Source organism: Actinomadura flavalba DSM 45200 (genome assembly GCF_000374305.1).
Classification (GTDB): domain Bacteria; phylum Actinomycetota; class Actinomycetes; order Streptosporangiales; family Streptosporangiaceae; genus Spirillospora; species Spirillospora flavalba.
The window spans coordinates 627,596-644,227 of the sequence record NZ_KB894094.1 but is presented as its reverse complement, the minus strand read 5'-3'; the positions used below and the strand labels follow the sequence as shown (position 1 = coordinate 644,227).

The following is a 16,632-nucleotide window of genomic DNA, read 5'->3' as shown; positions in this document are numbered from 1 at the left end:
GTTAACTGATGCGATTCAGTGAACCGGTTCAGTCGCCGCGCCGTCAAGTCGCGGACCGCGTTCCGTCGGACACAGCCCCTAGGCTGTTCCCGTGGCGGACAGGCGCAAGCGCGCGACCATCCGTGAGGTGGCCCAGGCGACGGGGTTGTCGCCCGCGGCCGTCTCCTACGCGCTGCGCGGCATCCAGACCTCCGAGGAGACGCAGGAACGCGTCCGCGCCGCCGCCGCCGAACTCGGCTACGAGGCCCACCCCATCGCGCGGGCCCTGGCCAGCGGGCGCACCGACCTCGTCGGCCTGCTCTGCGGCTCCCTCGAAGACTACTGGCAGCAGTCCCTGGCCACCGGCATCGGCCGCGCCCTGCTCGACCGGGGCCGGTACGCGCTCATCGTCGACGCCGGCGGCGACCCCGAACGCGAGCTGGCCCTGGCCCGCCGCCTGCGCGACCAGCGCGTCGACGGCCTCATCGTGCAGCCGCTCGACCCGTCCGCCGCGCTGTGGGCCGACCTCGCCGAGGCGCTGCCGGTCGTGTCCATCGGCGACGCGCTGCTCGGCGGGCAGTCGCAGGGCGAGGTCGTCTTCGACAACCGCACCGGCGTCACGCTCGCGCTGGAGCACCTGCGCGACCTCGGCCACCGGCACGTCGGCGTCCTCACCCCCACCGGGGACAGCACCCCCGACCGCCCCGCCGACGTGCACGTGCACGCCGAGGCCGACCGGCTCGGCCTGCGCGCCGAGGTAGCGGTCGCGCCGCAGTCGCTGGAGGGCTCCACCGCCGCCGCGCACCGGATGCTCGACCGTCCCGGCCGCCCCACCGCCGTCTTCTGCTTCTCCGACGTCATCGCCTACGGCGTCTACGCCGCCACCCGCGACCTCGGCCTCGCCGTCCCCGGCGACGTCGCCGTCTGCGGCTACGACAACCACCCCATGTCGGCGCTGCTCACCCCGCCGCTCACCACCGTCGACTGGGACATCGGCGGCATCGTCGAGTCCGCCGTCCGGCTCGTCTGCGACGTCATCGACGGCAAGCCCCGCCGCCGCCGCGTCGTCCGCGAACCCACCCTCTTCGCCCGCGCCTCCACCGAACCCGCCGGGGCATGAGGTGTCACAGGAGGCGGGAGAGCGGCGGGAGCAGGTCGGCGGCGGTGGCGATGTCGGCGTCCAGGGGACGGTCGGCGATGCGGTCGTCCAGGACGGCGTCGGCCAGGTCGTAGGCGGCGCGCAGCGGGCCGCCCGCCGGGGCGCGGCCCTGCATCCGCAGCGCGCGGACGGCCGCGTACAGCTCGCAGCCCAGCCCGATCCGGTACGCGGCGGCCGCCTCGGTCGTCGCCCGCGCCGACTGCGTCGAGAACCCCGCGTGCTCCTCGACGCCCCGCGACAGCACGGCGCTGCCGAGCGCGGCGGGCGTCGCGAGCCGCCGCACGTCGGCGAGGGCCGAGTGCGCGACGTACTCCAGGATCATGATCCCCGACGACGCCTCGGTCTCCGCCTGGAACGGGTACAGACCGGTGAACGCGGGCTCGGCGAGCGTCCCGAGCCGCGCCGCCGACAGCGCCATCGTCTGGAACAGCGCGGCGCGCACGCCGTCCAGCGCGAGCCCGACGTAGGCGGTGTGGAAGTTCCCGTTGTGCCAGACGGTCCGCTGCGCCGGGTCCACCAGGGGGTTCTCCGCCGCCGCGTTGATCTCCCGGTCCACGACGTCCTCGGCGTGCCGCAGCGCCTCCAGCGCGGGCCCGTGCACCTGCGGGAAGGCCCGGTAGCCGTACGGGTCCTGGATGCGGGCGGGCACCGGGTGGTCGAAGGCGAGCAGGGTGCGCACGGCGGCGGCGGTGTCGCGCTGGCCGGGGTGCGGGCACGCGTCGTGCACGGCCGGGGCGTACGGCTCCTCCGAGCCGTGCACCGCCAGCAGCGAAAGCGCCGCGACCACGGTCGACGCCGACAGCAGCGTCCGCAGGTCGGCCGCGCCGAGCGCCGCCTCCCCGAGCGTGGCCGCGTTGGAGGAGATGAACGCCAGCGCGTCCGCCGACCGCAGCCGGAACCCGGGGCCGCTCGCCGGTCCGCCGTCCGGGCCGCCGAGCCAGGCGCGCTCGCCGAGCAGGCACAGCGCCGTCGAGGCGAGCGCCGTCAGGTCGCCGGTGCCGATCGCCCCGTACACCGGGACGGGCGGGCGCAGCCCGAGGTTCAGCGCGTCGGCCAGCGCGGGCAGAACGCCCGGGTCCACCCCCGAGCCGCCCGCCGCGAGCTGGTTGAGCCGCACGGTCAGCATCGCCCGCGTCGTCTCGGCCGCCGTCAGAGGCCCGGCACCGGCGGCGTGGCTGCGCAGCAGGCGCAGGCCGTGCGCGTCGGCGTCCTCCCACTCCACGTCCACGACGCGGTTCGCGCCGACGCCCGTCGTCCGCCCGTACACCGGCCGCCGCTCGGCGACCTCGCGGGCGGTCTCCCAGGCGGCGCGGGCCCGCGCGACGCCCTCGGGCGCCAGTTCCACCGGCACGTCGTCGCGCGCGGCCCGCGCCACGAGCGCGCAGGTGAGCGAGGCTCCGTCGATGACGATCCGGCTGCTCTGCACGGGCTTCCGTCCTCTCCGTCCCAACCTGTGACAATGACGATTCTCACGCCGCCCCGGTCCCGCCGCGTCGCCGGAGGACGGGCGGGCGCGCCGCCTTCGATAACGATTCGGCTGTCGCCGAGGGGCACACCGTACTTTCTTCCCAATTCAGGTCGGTAAGCTCAAGATCGGACGGTGGCCACGCCGGGCACGAACGCGTGGGTGTGGAGTGGTTACTGTGGGGAAGATGTCGTTCCGATCATCACCGGGCCGGGCCCGGCAGGCAGCGAGGCGACGGCGTTCCGGCGCCCCGATGAGGACGTGAGCGTGTGATCACCTTCGAGGGCGTGACCAAGCGCTACCCCGACGGAACCGTCGCGGTGGACGATCTCGACCTGGAGATCGACACCGGGCGCATCACCGTGCTCGTCGGCCCGTCCGGGTGCGGCAAGACGACCACGCTGCGCATGATCAACCGGATGGTCGACGCCACCGAGGGCACGATCGCGGTGGACGGGAAGAACGTCCGCGACGTCGACCCGCCCACCCTGCGGCGCGGCATCGGCTACGTCATCCAGCAGGCCGGGCTGTTCCCGCACCGCACCATCGAGGACAACATCGCCACGGTGCCGCTGCTCCTCGGCCGCGACAAGAAGCAGGCCCGCACCGACGCCCGCGCCCTCATGGACCGCGTCGGCCTCGACACCGCCTTCGCCAAGCGGTATCCCGCGCAGCTCTCCGGCGGCCAGCAGCAGCGCGTCGGCGTCGCCCGCGCCCTCGCCGCCGACCCGCCCATCCTGCTCATGGACGAGCCGTTCTCCGCCGTCGACCCGATCGTCCGCGCCAACCTCCAGGACGAGTTCCTGCGGCTCCAGGACGAGCTGGAGAAGACGATCGTCTTCGTCACCCACGACATCGACGAGGCCGTCAAGCTCGGCCACCGCATCGCGGTGTTCCAGGTCGGCGGCAAGCTCGCGCAGTACACCACGCCCGACGAACTGCTCGACGCCCCCGCCAGCGACTTCGTCCGCGACTTCCTCGGCGGCGACCGGGGCATCCGGCGGCTGCGCTTCACCCAGGAACTCGACGCCGAGGTCGCGATGGGCGGGCCGTCCGGGCCGCCCACCGGCTCGACCGGCGCCACGCCCGCCGGGTCCGCCGAGGCGGGCGAGCGGTGACGCCCGCCCTGGCCGCCGAACTCGGCGGTGAGCCGCTCTTCCGCTGGAGCTACGTCCGCGACAACCTCGACGGCCCCATCTGGGAGTCGCTGAGCGAACACCTCGTGCTGTCGTTCACGCCCGTCCTGCTCGGGCTGCTGATCGCGCTGCCGCTCGGGCTCGCCTGCGCACGCTGGACGCGGCTGTACCCGCCGGTGCTGGCCGCGACGAGCGTCCTCTACGCGGTGCCCGCGATCGGGCTGTTCGTGGTGTTCGTCGCCTTCACCGGCCTGACGTACACCACGGTCATCGTCCCGCTGTCCCTCTACACGCTGTCGGTGCTCGTCCCGAGCGTCGTGGACGGGCTGCGCTCGGTGCCCGAGCACGTCCGGCAGTCCGCCGTCGCGATGGGCTTCGGGCCGCTGCGGCGGCTCGTCCGCGTCGAACTGCCGATCTCGCTGCCCGTCGTCATGGCGGGCCTGCGCGTCGCGACCGTCGCCAACATCAGCCTGGTCAGCGTCGGCGCTCTCATCGGCATCGGCGGGCTCGGCCAGCTCATGATCACCGGCATGAAGTGGCCCGGCGGCAACTACCCGACGCCGATCATCGTCGCGATCGTCCTCATCGTCGCGCTCGCCGTCGTCGCCGACCTGGTGCTGCTCCTCGTGCAGCGGCTCCTCACCCCCTGGCAGCGCGCCGGCCGGGGCGCCCGCCGCGCCGCCCGCCGCGAGCGCGCCGCCCGCCTGGAGGAGGCCCGGTGAACTCCATCTGGAACGCGCTGTCGTGGTTCGGGCAGTCCGCGCAGTGGTCCGGCCCCGACGGCATCCCCAGCCGCCTGTTCGAGCACGTCTGGTACTCGCTGCTCGCGTTCGCGATCACGGTGCTGGTCGCGCTGCCGCTCGGGCTCGTGCTCGGCCACCTGCGGCGCGGCAAGCCCGCCGCCGTCGCCGGGTTCCTCGTGCTGTCGTCGGCGAACGCGGCGCGGGCGCTGCCGACGCTCGGGCTGCTCATCCTCGCCGTCGTGCTCACGTCGATCGGCGACCTCGTCCCGATCCTCATCCCGCTCATCGCGCTGGCGATCCCGCCGGTGCTCGTCAACACCTACGCGGGCGTCCAGCAGGTCGAGGCCGGGCTGCGCGACGCCGCCGAGGGCATGGGCATGACCGGGCGCCAGGTGCTGCTCCGCGTCGAACTGCCCGTCGCGATGCCGCTGGTGCTGCTCGGCCTGCGCACCGCCCTCATCCAGATCATCTCCACGGCCACGATCGCCGCGATCGTCGGACTGGGCGGCCTCGGCCGCTACATCATCGACGGCTACGCCCGCCAGGAGTACGACTCCATGGCCGGGGGCGCGCTGCTCGTCATCGCGCTGGCCGTCCTCACCCAGCTCTTCTTCGCCGCCGTGTACCGCCTCACCGTCTCGCCCGGTGTCCGCAGCATCACGGCGACCACCTGAACTTCGCCCCGCCGCCCCCGGCGCGGGTGGCAACCGAAAGGAAAACCCCAATGTCGAGGATCACCCGCGGTGTCGCGGCTCTCGCCGCCGCCGTCCTGGCCCTGACCGCCTGCGGGGGCGGCGACGACGACCCGCTGTCGGGTACCGGCTCGTCCGGCGACGCCATCGTCATCGGCGGCGCCGACTTCCCCGAGAGCGGCCTGATCGGCGAGATCTACGCCCAGGCGCTGGAGGCCAAGGACATCAAGGTCGAGCGCAAGTTCGGCATCGGGTCGCGCGAGGTCTACTACAAGCAGGTCGAGTCCGGCGCGATCCAGGTGTTCCCCGAGTACAACGGGGCGCTCCTCGCGTTCATCGACAAGGACAACGCGGCGTCCACCTCTGAAGAGGTCAACAAGGCGCTGACGGAGAAGCTGCCCGCGCAGCTCGGCATCCTCACCTCGGCGCCGGCCGAGAACAAGGACTCGCTCGCGGTGACGGCGGCGACGGCGCAGAAGCACAACCTCAAGTCCATCGAGGACCTGAAGTCCGTCGCGTCCACGTTCGTCGTCGGCGGCCCGCCGGAGTTCAAGACCCGCAAGCAGGGCCTCGTCGGCCTCAAGGACGTCTACGGCCTGGAGTTCAAGAGCTTCAAGTCGCTGGACACCGCGGGCCCGATCACCGTGTCGAACCTGACCGGCGGCCAGATCCAGGCGGCGAACCTCTTCTCGACCGACGCCTCGATCAAGAAGAACAACTTCGTCGCGCTGGCGGACCCGAAGAACGTCTTCGGCGCCCAGAACGTCACGCCGCTGATCAACAAGGGCCGCGTCAGCACCGACGCCCAGTCCGCCCTGAACGCCGTCTCGGCCAAGCTCACCACGACGGCCCTCCAGGACATGAACACCGACATGGCGGACAACAAGACCGACCCGGCCGCCGCAGCCAAGAAGTGGCTCAGCGCCAACGGCCTCTCCTGACCAAGCGACACCCCGACGGCCGCGCGCTCACTCGACCGCGCGGCCGTCGCCGTGTCCACCCGACCCCACCCCGAAACGCACACAGGCCGCCAGCGCACAGGCCACCCACCGACCGTCCGGCCACCTCCACCCGGACCCAGAGTCCACAGGCGCGGGGGTGGCGCGGGGGTGAGGTGGGGTCGCGCGGGGCGGCGCGGCGCGGGCGTTGTGCGCGCGGTGGCGGGGGTGCAGTGGCGCGGGGTGCGGTGACGCGGAGGTGGGGTGGGGTCGCGCGGGGTGGGGTCGCGCGGGGTGGGGCGGCGCGGGCGTTGGGCGCGCGGTGGCGGGGGTGCGGTGGCGCGGGGTGCGGTGGCGCGGTGGGGTGAGGCGGGATCGCGGGGGCGGCGCGGGCGTGGCGCGGCGCCGGGGTGGCGGGGTGCGGTGGGGTGGCGCCGTGGCGTGGGGCGGCGTCGTGGCGTGGGGTGGCGTCGTGTGGGGTGGGGTGGCTTGTGCGGGGTGGCTAGTGCGGGGTGGCGTGGGCGGGCGTCGGGTGCGTTCGGCGTGGGATGCGGGGGCTTGGTCAGGGGGTGCGGGTTTGTTCGGCTAGGCGGTGGGCCAGGGTGTCGCGTTCGCGGGTGAGGGCGGCTATCTCGTGTTGGAGGGCGATGATGCGGCGGATGGCCGGGAGGGTCATGCCCTCGTCCATCAGCGTGACGACCTCCTGGATGCGGCCGATCTCGTTGCGGCTGTAGCGGCGCTGGCCGCCGGCCGAGCGGTGCGGGGAGACGACGTCGTGATCGTCGATGCGGCGCAGGAACGCCTGCCGGACGCCGAGCATGTCGGCGACCTGGCCGACCGTGAACAGGGCGGCGTGCTCGTCGTCCATCGGCAGGGTCATCGGGGCTCCTCTGCGGCGGGGGACGGCCCCGGTGGCGGGGCCGTCCCGGGCCGGTCGGTCAGCTCTTGATCGCCTTGCGTCCGCCGCCGCGCCGGATCTCGACCCGGCGCGGGCGCGCCCGCTCCAGGACGGGGATGCGGACGGCGAGGACGCCGTTGTCGTACGCGGCCTCGATGGCCTCGGCGTCCAGGTGCTCGGACAGGTAGACACGCCGCGTGAACGTGCCCATCACGCGCTCGCGGACAAACAGCCGCTCGCCCTCGGCGTACTCCTCGTCGCGGCGGGCGCTCACGGTCAGCACGCCGCGGTCGACGGTCACCTCGATCGAGTCGGAGTCGATGCCGGGCAGGTCGAACCGCAGCACGACGTCGTCGGCGCGGCGCACGCCGTCCATCGCCATCGTGGCCGCGCCCTGCCCGGCGCCGTCGGACCGGGTCAGGCGGTCGAACTGCCGCTCGAACTCCTGGATGAACGGGTCGATCGACGTCAGCAACATGGTGCATCACCTCCGAAGATCCCCGGCGCGCGCGCCGGGTCGTCCTGTCCTCCTGCCGGGAGGAAACTTGTAACTGAGATTGTAAGTAACTTCGCTCCCGTGTCAACATCTGGCGCTCGTGTCAACGCCAGCCGAGCGGCGGTGGGTCACACGTCTTGGCGAGGAGCCGCCATCGGCCTCATGCCCGCCCGCCAAAACACGTCCTCCACCAGGTGTCTGGCCCTGCCGGGCGCCTGGCCCCCGTCGGGTGTCTGGCCCCCGTCAGACATCTGGCTCGCGCCGGGTGTCTGGCTCGCGTCGGGCGTCGGCTCGCGCCGGGTGTGTGGCTCGCGTCGGACGTCGGCTCGCGTCGGACGTCTCGCTTCCGGTCGGGTGTCTGGGCCCGTCAGGCGTCGGACCTGTCGGGTGTCTGAGCCCCGGACCCGTCGGGTGTCTGGCTCGCATCGCGTGTATGGCTCGCGTCGGGCGTCGCCTCGCGTCGGGCGTCTCGCTTCCGGTCGGGTGTCTGGGCCCGTCAGGCGTCGGACCTGTCGGGTGTCTGAGCCCCGGACCCGTCGGGTGTCTGAGCCGTCAGGCGTTCGGCCCTGTGGGGTGCTCGGCCCTGTCAGGCGTTCGGGCCCGTCAGGCGTTCGGCCCTATCGGGTGTCTGGGCTTCGGTCAGGTGTCTGGGCGCGGTGGGCGGCCTGCTAGGCGGGCGGTGAGGGCTGTCGCGGTGGTGCGGACGCGGGCGGCCAGGGCGGGCCAGGAGTCCGGGGGGCGGTCGGCGCGGGCGAAGGTGACGGTCAGGGCGGCCGCGGGGTGGCCCGTGTGATCGAAGGCGCACGCGGCGATGCTCGCGAAGCCCTCGGTGACCAGGCCGTCCTCCGCCGACCACCCGCGCGCGGCGTCCGTCGCCAGGTCGCGGCGCAGGGCCGTCAGCGTCGCCGGGCCGCGTCCGGTGCGGTCGACCAGCGGCCCCGGGTACAGGGCGCGGAGCTGCGCCGGGGGCAGGTGCGCGAGCAGGGACCGGCCGCTGGCCGTCAGGTGCGCCGGGAGCCGGACCCCGACGTCGGTCACCAGCGTCGCGTGCCCGCGCGGCTGCTCCTTGAGCAGGTACAGTGTCTCGGCGCCGTGCAGCACGCCGAGCTGGACGATCTCCCCGGTGCGGTCGACCAGCCGACGCAGCAGCGGCCGGGCCAGCCGCTCCAGCGGCCCGTGCCGCAGGTACGCCGACCCCACCTCGAACGCGGCGACGCCGAGCCCCCACCGCCGCTCCTCGGGCACGTACGCGACGAATCCGTCCTCGGCCATCGCCGCCAGCAGGTGGTACATGCTCGACCGCGGAACCCTCAGCTCCCGCGCGATCACCGACGCGGGCAACGGCCCGGCCGACGCCGCCAGCACCCGCAACACCCCCAACGTCCGCCGCGCGGCAGGCACCTGATCCATGCCCCCAGTGTCTCGGATACGAGACGGTGTCGGTCGGTGGGCTCTCCCGGGGGGTTGATCAGGGCTGTTGGCTGGTGGGTATGAGTTTCGGCATGGGGGAGACGAAAGTCCTGGTCGGTCCGGAACCGCCATCGGCGGCGGACGTTGTGGCGGTTGCTCGGCACGGGGCCGCGGTCGTCATCACCGAGGCGGCCGACCGGGCGATGGCGGCTTCGCGCGCCCACATCGAGGAACTGGCGGCGCGGCCGCTGCCCGTCTACGGGGTTTCGACCGGGTTCGGGGCACTCGCGACGCGGCACATTCCGCCGGAGATGCGGACGAAGCTTCAGCTCAACATCGTGCGGTCGCATGCCGCCGGGTCGGGGCCGCCGGTGGAGCGGGAGGTGGTGCGGGCGCTGATGCTGCTGCGGCTGCGCACGCTCACGACCGGCCGCACGGGCGTGCAGCCCGCGACCGCGCACGCGCTCGCGGGACTGCTCAACGCGGGCATCACGCCGGTCGTGCACGAGTACGGCAGCCTCGGCTGCTCCGGCGACCTGGCGCCGCTCGCGCATGTGGCGCTCGCCCTCATCGGTGAGGGCGACGTGCACGACGCCGGCGGACGGCTGCGTCCCGCCGCCGAGGCGCTGGCCGACGCGGGCCTCGCACCGGTGACGCTCGCGGAGAAGGAAGGTCTGGCGCTGCTCAACGGCACCGACGGCATGCTGGGCATGCTGCTGCTCGCGCTGGACGACCTGCGCGCGCTGCTCCGGCACGCCGACCTGGCCGCCGCGATGAGCGTGGAGGCGCTGCTCGGCACCGACCGCGTCTTCGCCGCCGACCTTCAGGCGCTGCGCCCGCATCCGGGGCAGGCCGCGTCGGCGGCGAACCTGCGTGCGCTGCTCGCGGACTCGCCGATCATGGAGTCGCATCGCGGCCCCGAGGACACCCGCGTCCAGGACGCGTACTCGCTGCGCTGCGCCCCGCAGGTCAACGGGGCGGCCCGCGACACGCTCGCGCACGCCGCGCTCGTCGCGGACCGGGAGCTGGCGTCGGCCGTCGACAACCCCGTGGTGCTGGCGGACGGCCGTGTCGAGTCGAACGGCAACTTCCACGGCGCGCCCGTCGCGTACGCGCTCGACTTCCTCGCGATCCCCGCGGCCGACGTCGCGTCGATGTCCGAGCGCCGCACCGACCGGATGCTCGACCGCCACCGCTCCTACGGCCTGCCCGCCTTCCTGGCCGACGATCCGGGCGTCGACTCCGGCCACATGATCGCCCAGTACACCCAGGCGGCGATCGTCTCGGAGCTGAAGCGTCTGGCGGCCCCCGCCAGCGCCGACTCGATCCCGTCCTCGGCCATGCAGGAGGACCACGTCTCGATGGGCTGGAACGCCGCCCGCAAGCTGCGCCGCACCGTGGACGGCCTCACCCGGGTGCTCGCGATCGAGATCCTCACCGCCGCCCGCGCCCTCGACCTCCGCACCCCCCTCCGCCCGGGCCCCGCCACCGGCGCCGCCGTGGCCGCCCTCCGCGCCCACGTCCCCCCACCCGGCCCCGACCGCTACCTGGCCCCCGAGATCGAGGCCACCACCGCCCTCGTCCGCACCGGCGCCCTCCTCCAGGCCGCCGAATCCACGACGGGCCCCCTCCCATGAGCCCGTCCACACCCGGGCCCGCAACCCAAGCCGTCTCGTGCCCAGCCCGCCGCATTCACGACGGGCACTCCCGTATGAGCCCGTCCACACCCGGCACCGGCGCCGCTTCACGTTCAGGCCGCCGAGTCCACAACGGGCCCGCTCGGGTTGTCCCTTCCGCACCCTGGCTCCTCGCAACTCGCGCTGCGCCTTGTTCAGGCTGCCGAGTCCACGACGGGCCACGGATGGCCTCGTCCGCCGCCCGCGCCATCTGGTACCCGGGCGGCCGAATCCACCACGTGTCCTCTCGGATGGCCCCGTCGACGCCCGGGCGTGCCACTCGCGCCGCTTCGTGTTCAGGCCGAGGCCACGGCGGGCCCTCGCGGGTGGCCCTGTCCGCGCCCGGGCTTGCCACTCGGGCTGCTTCGTGTCCCGGCCGCCGAGTCCACAGAGGGGCTTCGCGGGTGGGCCTTCGTGCTTGGGGGCGCTGGCCGCTTTGGGGCTCATCCGGTCGGTGGGGTGGGTGGTCTTCGGGGAGGTTGGGCCTCCTGTTGTTCGTCGGGGTCGGTTCGTCGTCGTTCTTGTTGAGAAGGAGTTCTCGGTATGGCTGGTGCTAGGCCGGTGCGGGCCGCGCGCGGGAGTGCGCTGACCGCCAAGGGGTGGCCGCAGGAGGCCGCGCTGCGGATGTTGATGAACAACCTGGACCCCGAGGTGGCCGAGCACCCGGACGAGCTCGTCGTCTACGGCGGGACGGGACGGGCCGCGCGGTCGTGGGACGCCTACGACGGGATCGTGCGGTCGCTCACGGACCTCGAAGGCGACGAGACGCTGCTGGTGCAGTCGGGGAAGCCCGTGGGGATCTTCCGGACGCACGAGTGGGCTCCCCGGGTGCTGCTGGCGAACTCCAACCTGGTGCCGCAGTGGGCGGACTGGGAGGAGTTCCGGCGGCTGGAGGCCGAGGGACTCACGATGTACGGGCAGATGACCGCCGGATCGTGGATCTACATCGGGACGCAGGGCATCCTCCAGGGGACGTACGAGACGTTCGCCGCCGTCGCCGAAAAGCGGTTCGGCGGCAGCCTCGCCGGGACGATCACGCTCACCGCCGGGCTCGGCGGCATGGGCGGCGCCCAGCCCCTCGCCGTCACGATGAACGGCGGCGTCGCGATCGTCGTCGAGTGCGACCCCTCCCGCATCGACCGGCGCGTCGCGCACCGCTACTGCGACGTGCAGGCCGACACCCTCGACGACGCCCTGCTGCTCGCCGAACAGGCCCGCGACGACCGGCGCGCGCTCTCGATCGGGCTGCTCGGCAACGCCGCCGACGTCGTCCCCGAACTGCTGCGCCGCGACGCCCCCATCGACATCGTCACCGACCAGACCAGCGCCCACGACCCCCTCGCCTACCTGCCGCGCGGCGTCGCGTTCGCCGACATGGCCGCCGAGCGCGAACGCGACCGCGCCGGGTTCATCACCCGGGCCGGCGAGTCGATGGCCGCGCACGTGGAGGCGATGGTCGGCTTCCAGGACGCGGGCGCCGAGGTGTTCGACTACGGCAACTCGATCCGCGGCGAGGCGCAGCTCGCCGGATACGACCGCGCGTTCGACTTCCCCGGCTTCGTGCCCGCCTACATCCGGCCGCTGTTCTGCGAGGGCAAGGGGCCGTTCCGGTGGGCGGCGCTGTCGGGCGACCCCAAGGACATCGCCCGCACCGACCAGGCGATCCTCGACCTGTTCCCCGACAACGAGCCGCTGCGGCGCTGGATCACGATGGCGGGGGAGCGCGTCCACTACCAGGGACTCCCGGCGCGGATCTGCTGGCTCGGCTACGGCGAGCGCGACAAGGCCGGGGCCCTGTTCAACGACCTGGTGGCGCGCGGCGAGGTGAGCGCGCCGCTCGTCCTCGGCCGGGACCACCTCGACACCGGCTCGGTCGCCTCGCCCTACCGCGAGACCGAGGCGATGAAGGACGGCTCGGACGCCATCGCGGACTGGCCGCTGCTCAACGCGCTGCTCAACACCGCCTCCGGTGCGACGTGGGTGTCGATCCACCACGGCGGCGGCGTCGGCATCGGCCGCTCGATCCACGCCGGGCAGGTGTGCGTGGCCGACGGGACGGACCTCGCCGCGCAAAAGCTCGAACGCGTCCTCACCAACGACCCCGGCACCGGCGTCATGCGGCACGCCGACGCCGGCTACGACCGGGCCGGGCAGGTCGCCGCCGAGCGCGGCGTCCGCATCCCCATGGCGGAGGGCTGAGGTGACGTTCGAGGCCATGTGGGCGGACCTGCTGCCGGTGGGCAGGTCGGCGGCGACGGGCGGATACCACCGGTTCGCGTGGACGGCGCCGGAGCTGGAGTGCCGCGCCTGGTTCGAGGCGGAGGCGGCGGGGCGCGGCCTCGCGCTGGAACCGGACGCCAACGGCAACCTGTTCGCCTGGTGGTATCCGGCGGACGGACGCCGGGACGGCGCCGTGCTCACCGGCAGCCACCTGGACTCGGTGCCCGGCGGCGGCGCGTTCGACGGACCGCTCGGCGTCGTGACGGCCTTCGCGGCACTGGACGCGCTGCGCGAGCGCGGGTTCGCGCCCCGGCGCCCGCTCGTCGTCGCGGCGTTCGCCGAGGAGGAGGGCGCCCGGTTCGGCGTCGCCTGCCTCGGATCGCGGCTGCTGACGGGCGCGATCACGCCGGAGCGGGCGCGCGCCCTGCGCGACGGGGACGGCGCCACGTTCGCGGACGTCATCGCGGAGCACGGCCTCGACCCCGCCGCGATCGGCCCGGACGAAGCGCTGCTGGGCCGTCTGGCGTACGGGGTGGAGCTGCACGTCGAGCAGGGCCGCGCCCTGGTCGGCCCGGTCGGCGTGGCCAGTTCGATCATCCCGCACGGCCGGTGGCGCTTCGGCTTCACCGGCCAGGGCGACCACGCGGGCACGACGGCGCTCCGCGACCGCCGCGACCCGATGCTGCCCTTCGCCGCGATGGTCCTGGCGGCGCGCCAGGCCGCCGAGCGCAACGGCACCCTGGCCACGGTCGGCAAGGTCGCCGTGGACCCGGGCGGGGTGAACGCGATCGCCGCGTCGGTGACGGCGTGGCTCGACGGCCGGGGACCGGTGGACGACGCCGTCCGCCGCACGGTGACCGAGATCGAGCGCGCGGCGCGTCTGGCGGCGGTGGGCCACGACGTCAAGGTGGACGTGGCGGAGGAGTCGTACACGCCGCTCCTCGACTTCCCCCACGCCCTGCGCGACCACCTGCGCGCCCTGCTCGGCGACGTGCCGCTGCTGCCCACGGGCGCCGGGCACGACGCGGGCATCCTCGCCGCCCGCATCCCCACCGCCATGCTGTACGTCCGCAATCCGACCGGCATCTCGCACGCCCCCTCCGAACACGCCGACATCCCCGACTGCCTGGCGGGCGTCACCGCCCTCGCCCAGGTCCTCGAAGACCTCCTGGAACACCCATGATGCAGACCCGTGACACGCTGTGCACCCCACCGCCACAGCCTGTGGATAACTTCACGAAGACCCAGGTCAGCGGCCTCTCGCACGCGGGGCCGGTGGTCGCGTGAGGCGGTGGCATGCCGAGTGGGCGTGGGTCGGCGGCGCGGTCCTGCCCCACGTGTTGCTGGAGGCGGAGGGCGACCGGTTCAGCGAGGTACGGGCCGGGGCGCCGGCGCCGTCGGACGCCGTCCGGCTGCCCGGGCTGACGTTGCCGGGGTTCGCCAACGTGCACTCGCACGCCTTCCACCGGGCGCTGCGCGGGCGGGCGCAGGCCGGACGCGGCACGTTCTGGACCTGGCGGCAGCGGATGTACGCCGTCGCGGACCGGCTCGAACCGGACACCTACCGGGCGCTCGCGACGGCCGTCTTCGCGGAGATGGCGCTCGCGGGCGTCACCGCCGTCGGTGAGTTCCACTACCTGCACCACCGCCGCGACGGCTCGCCCTACGACGACCCGAACGCCATGGGACGCGCGCTCATCGACGCCGCCGCCGACGCGGGCGTCCGCATCACCCTGCTCGACGCCTGCTACCTGCGCGGCGGTTTCGACGCCCCGCTCGACGGCCCGCAGATCCGCTTCGGCGACGGCACCGCCGCCGCCTGGCGCGACCGCGTCGCCGCGCTCCTGGACGACGTACCCGCGCACGCCACGATCGGCGCCGCCGTCCACTCCGTCCGCGCGGTGCCGCCGGACGAGATCGCCGCCGTCGCCGCCCACGCCCGCGCGCACGCGCTGCCGCTGCACGTCCACCTGTCCGAGCAGGCCGCCGAGAACACCGCCTGCCTGGCCGCCCACGGCGTCACCCCGGCCGCGCTGCTGGACGGCGCGGACGCGCTCGGCCCGCGCACCGTCGCCGTCCACGCCACCCACCTCACCGACGCCGACATCGCCCTGCTGGGCGGCACCGCCACCGGCGCCTGCGTCTGCCCCACCACCGAACGCGACCTCGCCGACGGCCTCGGCCGCACGGGCGACCTGGCCGCCGCCGGATCGCCGCTGACGCTCGGGTCCGACCAGCACGCCGTCATCGACCTCCTCGAAGAGGCCCGCGCCCTCGAACTGCACGAACGCCTGCGCACGCGGCGGCGCGGCCACTTCACCGCCGCCGAGCTGCTGACGGCGCTCACCGCGACCGGCCACGCCGCGCTCGGCCGCCCCGACGCGGGCTCCCTCACGCCCGGCGCCACCGCCGACCTGGTGACCGTCGCCCTGGACTCGGTCCGCACGGCGGGCGCCGACCCCGCCGAGGCCGCCGTCTACGCCGCCACCGCCGCCGACGTCACCCACGTCGTCAACGCCGGACGCCCGGTCGTCGACGACGGCCGCCACCTGCTCGTCCCCGACGTCCCCGGGGCGCTGGCGAGCGCGATCGAGGCGGTCACGCGACCGCGCACCGAGGGGGAGGAGCGCCGATGAGCACGCTGATCCGGGGCATCGGAGAGCTGGTCACCAACGACCCGGACCTCGGCACCCTGCGCGACGCCGCGCTCGTCCTGCACGAGGGGCAGGTCGCGTGGACCGGCGCGTCCGACGCGGCCCCCGCCGCCGACGAGGTGTACGACGCCCGGGGCCGCTGCGTGCTGCCCGGATTCGTCGACTCGCACGCCCACCTGGTGTTCGCCGGGCAGCGGTCCGCCGAGTTCGCCGCGCGGATGAGCGGCCGCCCCTACAAGGCGGGCGGCATCCGCACCACCGTCGCGGCGACCCGCGAGGCGCCCGACGACGACCTGCGCGCCAACCTGCGCCGCCTCGTCGCCGAGATGGCCCGGCAGGGCACGACGACGATCGAGTGCAAGTCCGGCTACGGCCTCACCGTCGAGCAGGAGGCGCGGTGCGTCCGCATCGCCGCCGAGGAGGCCGACGAGGTCACGTTCCTCGGCGCGCACGTCGTCCCGCCCGAGTACGACGACGACCCCGGCGGCTACGTCCGCCTCGTCACCGGCGCCATGCTCGACGCGTGCGCGCCGCACGCCCGCTGGATCGACGTGTTCTGCGAGCGCGGCGCCTTCGACGGCGAGCAGGCCCGCGAGGTGCTGGAGGCCGGGATCGCCGCCGGGCTGCTGCCGCGCGTGCACGCCAATCAGCTCCGGCAGGGGCCGGGCGTCGGGCTGGCCGTCGAGCTGGGCGCGGCGTCCGCCGACCACTGCACCTACCTGTCGCGCGCCGACGTGGACGCGCTCGCCTCGTCCGACACCGTCGCGACCCTGCTGCCCGGCGTCGAGTTCTCCACCCGGCAGCCCTACCCCGACGCGCGGCGCCTGCTGGACGCGGGCGCGACCGTCGCACTGGCCACCGACTGCAACCCGGGGTCGTGCTTCAGCTCCAGCATGGCGTTCTGCATCGCGCTCGCCGTCCGGGAGATGGGCATGACGCCGATCGAGGCCGTCCGGGCCGCGACGCTCGGCGGCGCCCGCGCGCTGCGCCGCGACGACGTCGGGCACCTGTCCACGGGGGCGCGCGCCGACGTGCTCGTCCTCGACGCGCCCTCGCACGTGTTCCTCGCCTACCGGCCCGGAGTGCCCCAGGTCGCCGCCGTATGGCGGAACGGTGTCCCCGTCGTTCGGTAGGGTCGTCGCGAACGGGGCGTTCCGGTCCCCGTG

At 74.3% G+C, this 16,632-nt stretch carries 13 protein-coding genes and 1 pseudogene; 10 read left to right on the top strand and 4 right to left on the bottom strand.

All coding sequences use genetic code 11. The features are described from left to right. The first annotated feature begins 91 nt into the window (after positions 1 to 91). A complete protein-coding gene (locus C229_RS0112515) occupies positions 92 to 1,099 on the top strand; it encodes a LacI family DNA-binding transcriptional regulator (RefSeq protein WP_018655421.1) in 1,008 nt (335 codons plus the stop codon). Positions 1,100 to 1,103: 4 nt separating this feature from the next. On the opposite strand, the gene C229_RS0112510 is transcribed toward C229_RS0112515, so the two are convergent. Further along, positions 1,104 to 2,564, bottom strand: a complete 1,461-nt coding sequence (locus C229_RS0112510; protein WP_018655420.1) for an aromatic amino acid ammonia-lyase — start codon at positions 2,562 to 2,564, stop codon at positions 1,104 to 1,106. 308 nt (positions 2,565 to 2,872) lie between these two features. Between C229_RS0112510 and C229_RS0112505 the strand changes: the two are divergent. The 4 genes and pseudogenes from C229_RS0112505 to C229_RS0112490 all read left to right on the top strand — a co-directional run. Beyond that, positions 2,873 to 3,616, top strand: a pseudogene (locus C229_RS0112505) (ABC transporter ATP-binding protein); the annotation flags it as partial. A gap of 101 nt (positions 3,617 to 3,717) precedes the next feature. Then, positions 3,718 to 4,461 carry an ABC transporter permease gene (locus C229_RS0112500; protein ID WP_018655418.1) on the top strand — a complete coding sequence of 248 codons (744 nt, stop codon included), beginning with the start codon at positions 3,718 to 3,720 and terminating at the stop codon, positions 4,459 to 4,461. Then, the gene (locus C229_RS0112495; RefSeq protein WP_018655417.1) at positions 4,458 to 5,156 is read left to right on the top strand and encodes an ABC transporter permease; all 699 of its coding nucleotides are present in this window, start codon (positions 4,458 to 4,460) and stop codon (positions 5,154 to 5,156) included. The genes C229_RS0112500 and C229_RS0112495 overlap by 4 nt, the downstream gene beginning before the upstream one ends. 50 nt (positions 5,157 to 5,206) lie before the next feature. After that, entirely contained in the window at positions 5,207 to 6,115 is a 909-nt protein-coding gene (locus C229_RS0112490) for an ABC transporter substrate-binding protein (protein ID WP_018655416.1), read from the top strand. 559 nt (positions 6,116 to 6,674) lie between these two features. Here C229_RS0112490 and C229_RS0112485 read toward each other — a convergent pair. From C229_RS0112485 to C229_RS0112475, 3 genes are all read right to left on the bottom strand, one after another. Continuing rightward, the gene (locus C229_RS0112485; protein ID WP_018655415.1) at positions 6,675 to 6,992 is read right to left on the bottom strand and encodes a helix-turn-helix domain-containing protein; all 318 of its coding nucleotides are present in this window, start codon (positions 6,990 to 6,992) and stop codon (positions 6,675 to 6,677) included. A 58-nt stretch (positions 6,993 to 7,050) separates the two neighbouring features. After that, positions 7,051 to 7,488, bottom strand: coding sequence for an Hsp20/alpha crystallin family protein (locus C229_RS0112480; protein ID WP_018655414.1), 438 nt, complete (start codon positions 7,486 to 7,488; stop codon positions 7,051 to 7,053). A gap of 657 nt (positions 7,489 to 8,145) precedes the next feature. Then, positions 8,146 to 8,916, bottom strand: a complete 771-nt coding sequence (locus C229_RS0112475) for an IclR family transcriptional regulator (RefSeq protein WP_026313716.1) — start codon at positions 8,914 to 8,916, stop codon at positions 8,146 to 8,148. 92 nt (positions 8,917 to 9,008) lie between these two features. Here C229_RS0112475 and hutH point away from each other — a divergent pair, with 92 nt between their 5' ends. The 5 genes from hutH (at position 9,009) to hutI (ending at position 16,599) form a co-directional block, all read left to right on the top strand. After that, the gene (hutH, locus tag C229_RS0112470; protein WP_026313715.1) at positions 9,009 to 10,553 is read left to right on the top strand and encodes a histidine ammonia-lyase; all 1,545 of its coding nucleotides are present in this window, start codon (positions 9,009 to 9,011) and stop codon (positions 10,551 to 10,553) included. Between the two features lie 582 nt (positions 10,554 to 11,135). Continuing rightward, complete coding sequence (gene hutU, locus C229_RS0112465) at positions 11,136 to 12,791, top strand: urocanate hydratase (protein WP_026313714.1); 1,656 nt, start codon at positions 11,136 to 11,138, stop codon at positions 12,789 to 12,791. A 1-nt stretch (position 12,792) separates the two neighbouring features. After that, positions 12,793 to 13,995: an allantoate amidohydrolase gene (locus tag C229_RS0112460; RefSeq protein ID WP_018655409.1), complete on the top strand. Its 1,203-nt coding sequence runs from the start codon at positions 12,793 to 12,795 to the stop codon at positions 13,993 to 13,995. 100 nt (positions 13,996 to 14,095) lie between these two features. Then, a complete protein-coding gene (locus C229_RS0112455) occupies positions 14,096 to 15,448 on the top strand; it encodes a formimidoylglutamate deiminase (protein ID WP_018655408.1) in 1,353 nt (450 codons plus the stop codon). Beyond that, positions 15,445 to 16,599, top strand: coding sequence for an imidazolonepropionase (gene hutI, locus C229_RS0112450; RefSeq protein WP_018655407.1), 1,155 nt, complete (start codon positions 15,445 to 15,447; stop codon positions 16,597 to 16,599). The genes C229_RS0112455 and hutI overlap by 4 nt, the downstream gene beginning before the upstream one ends. Positions 16,600 to 16,632: the final 33 nt, after the last annotated feature.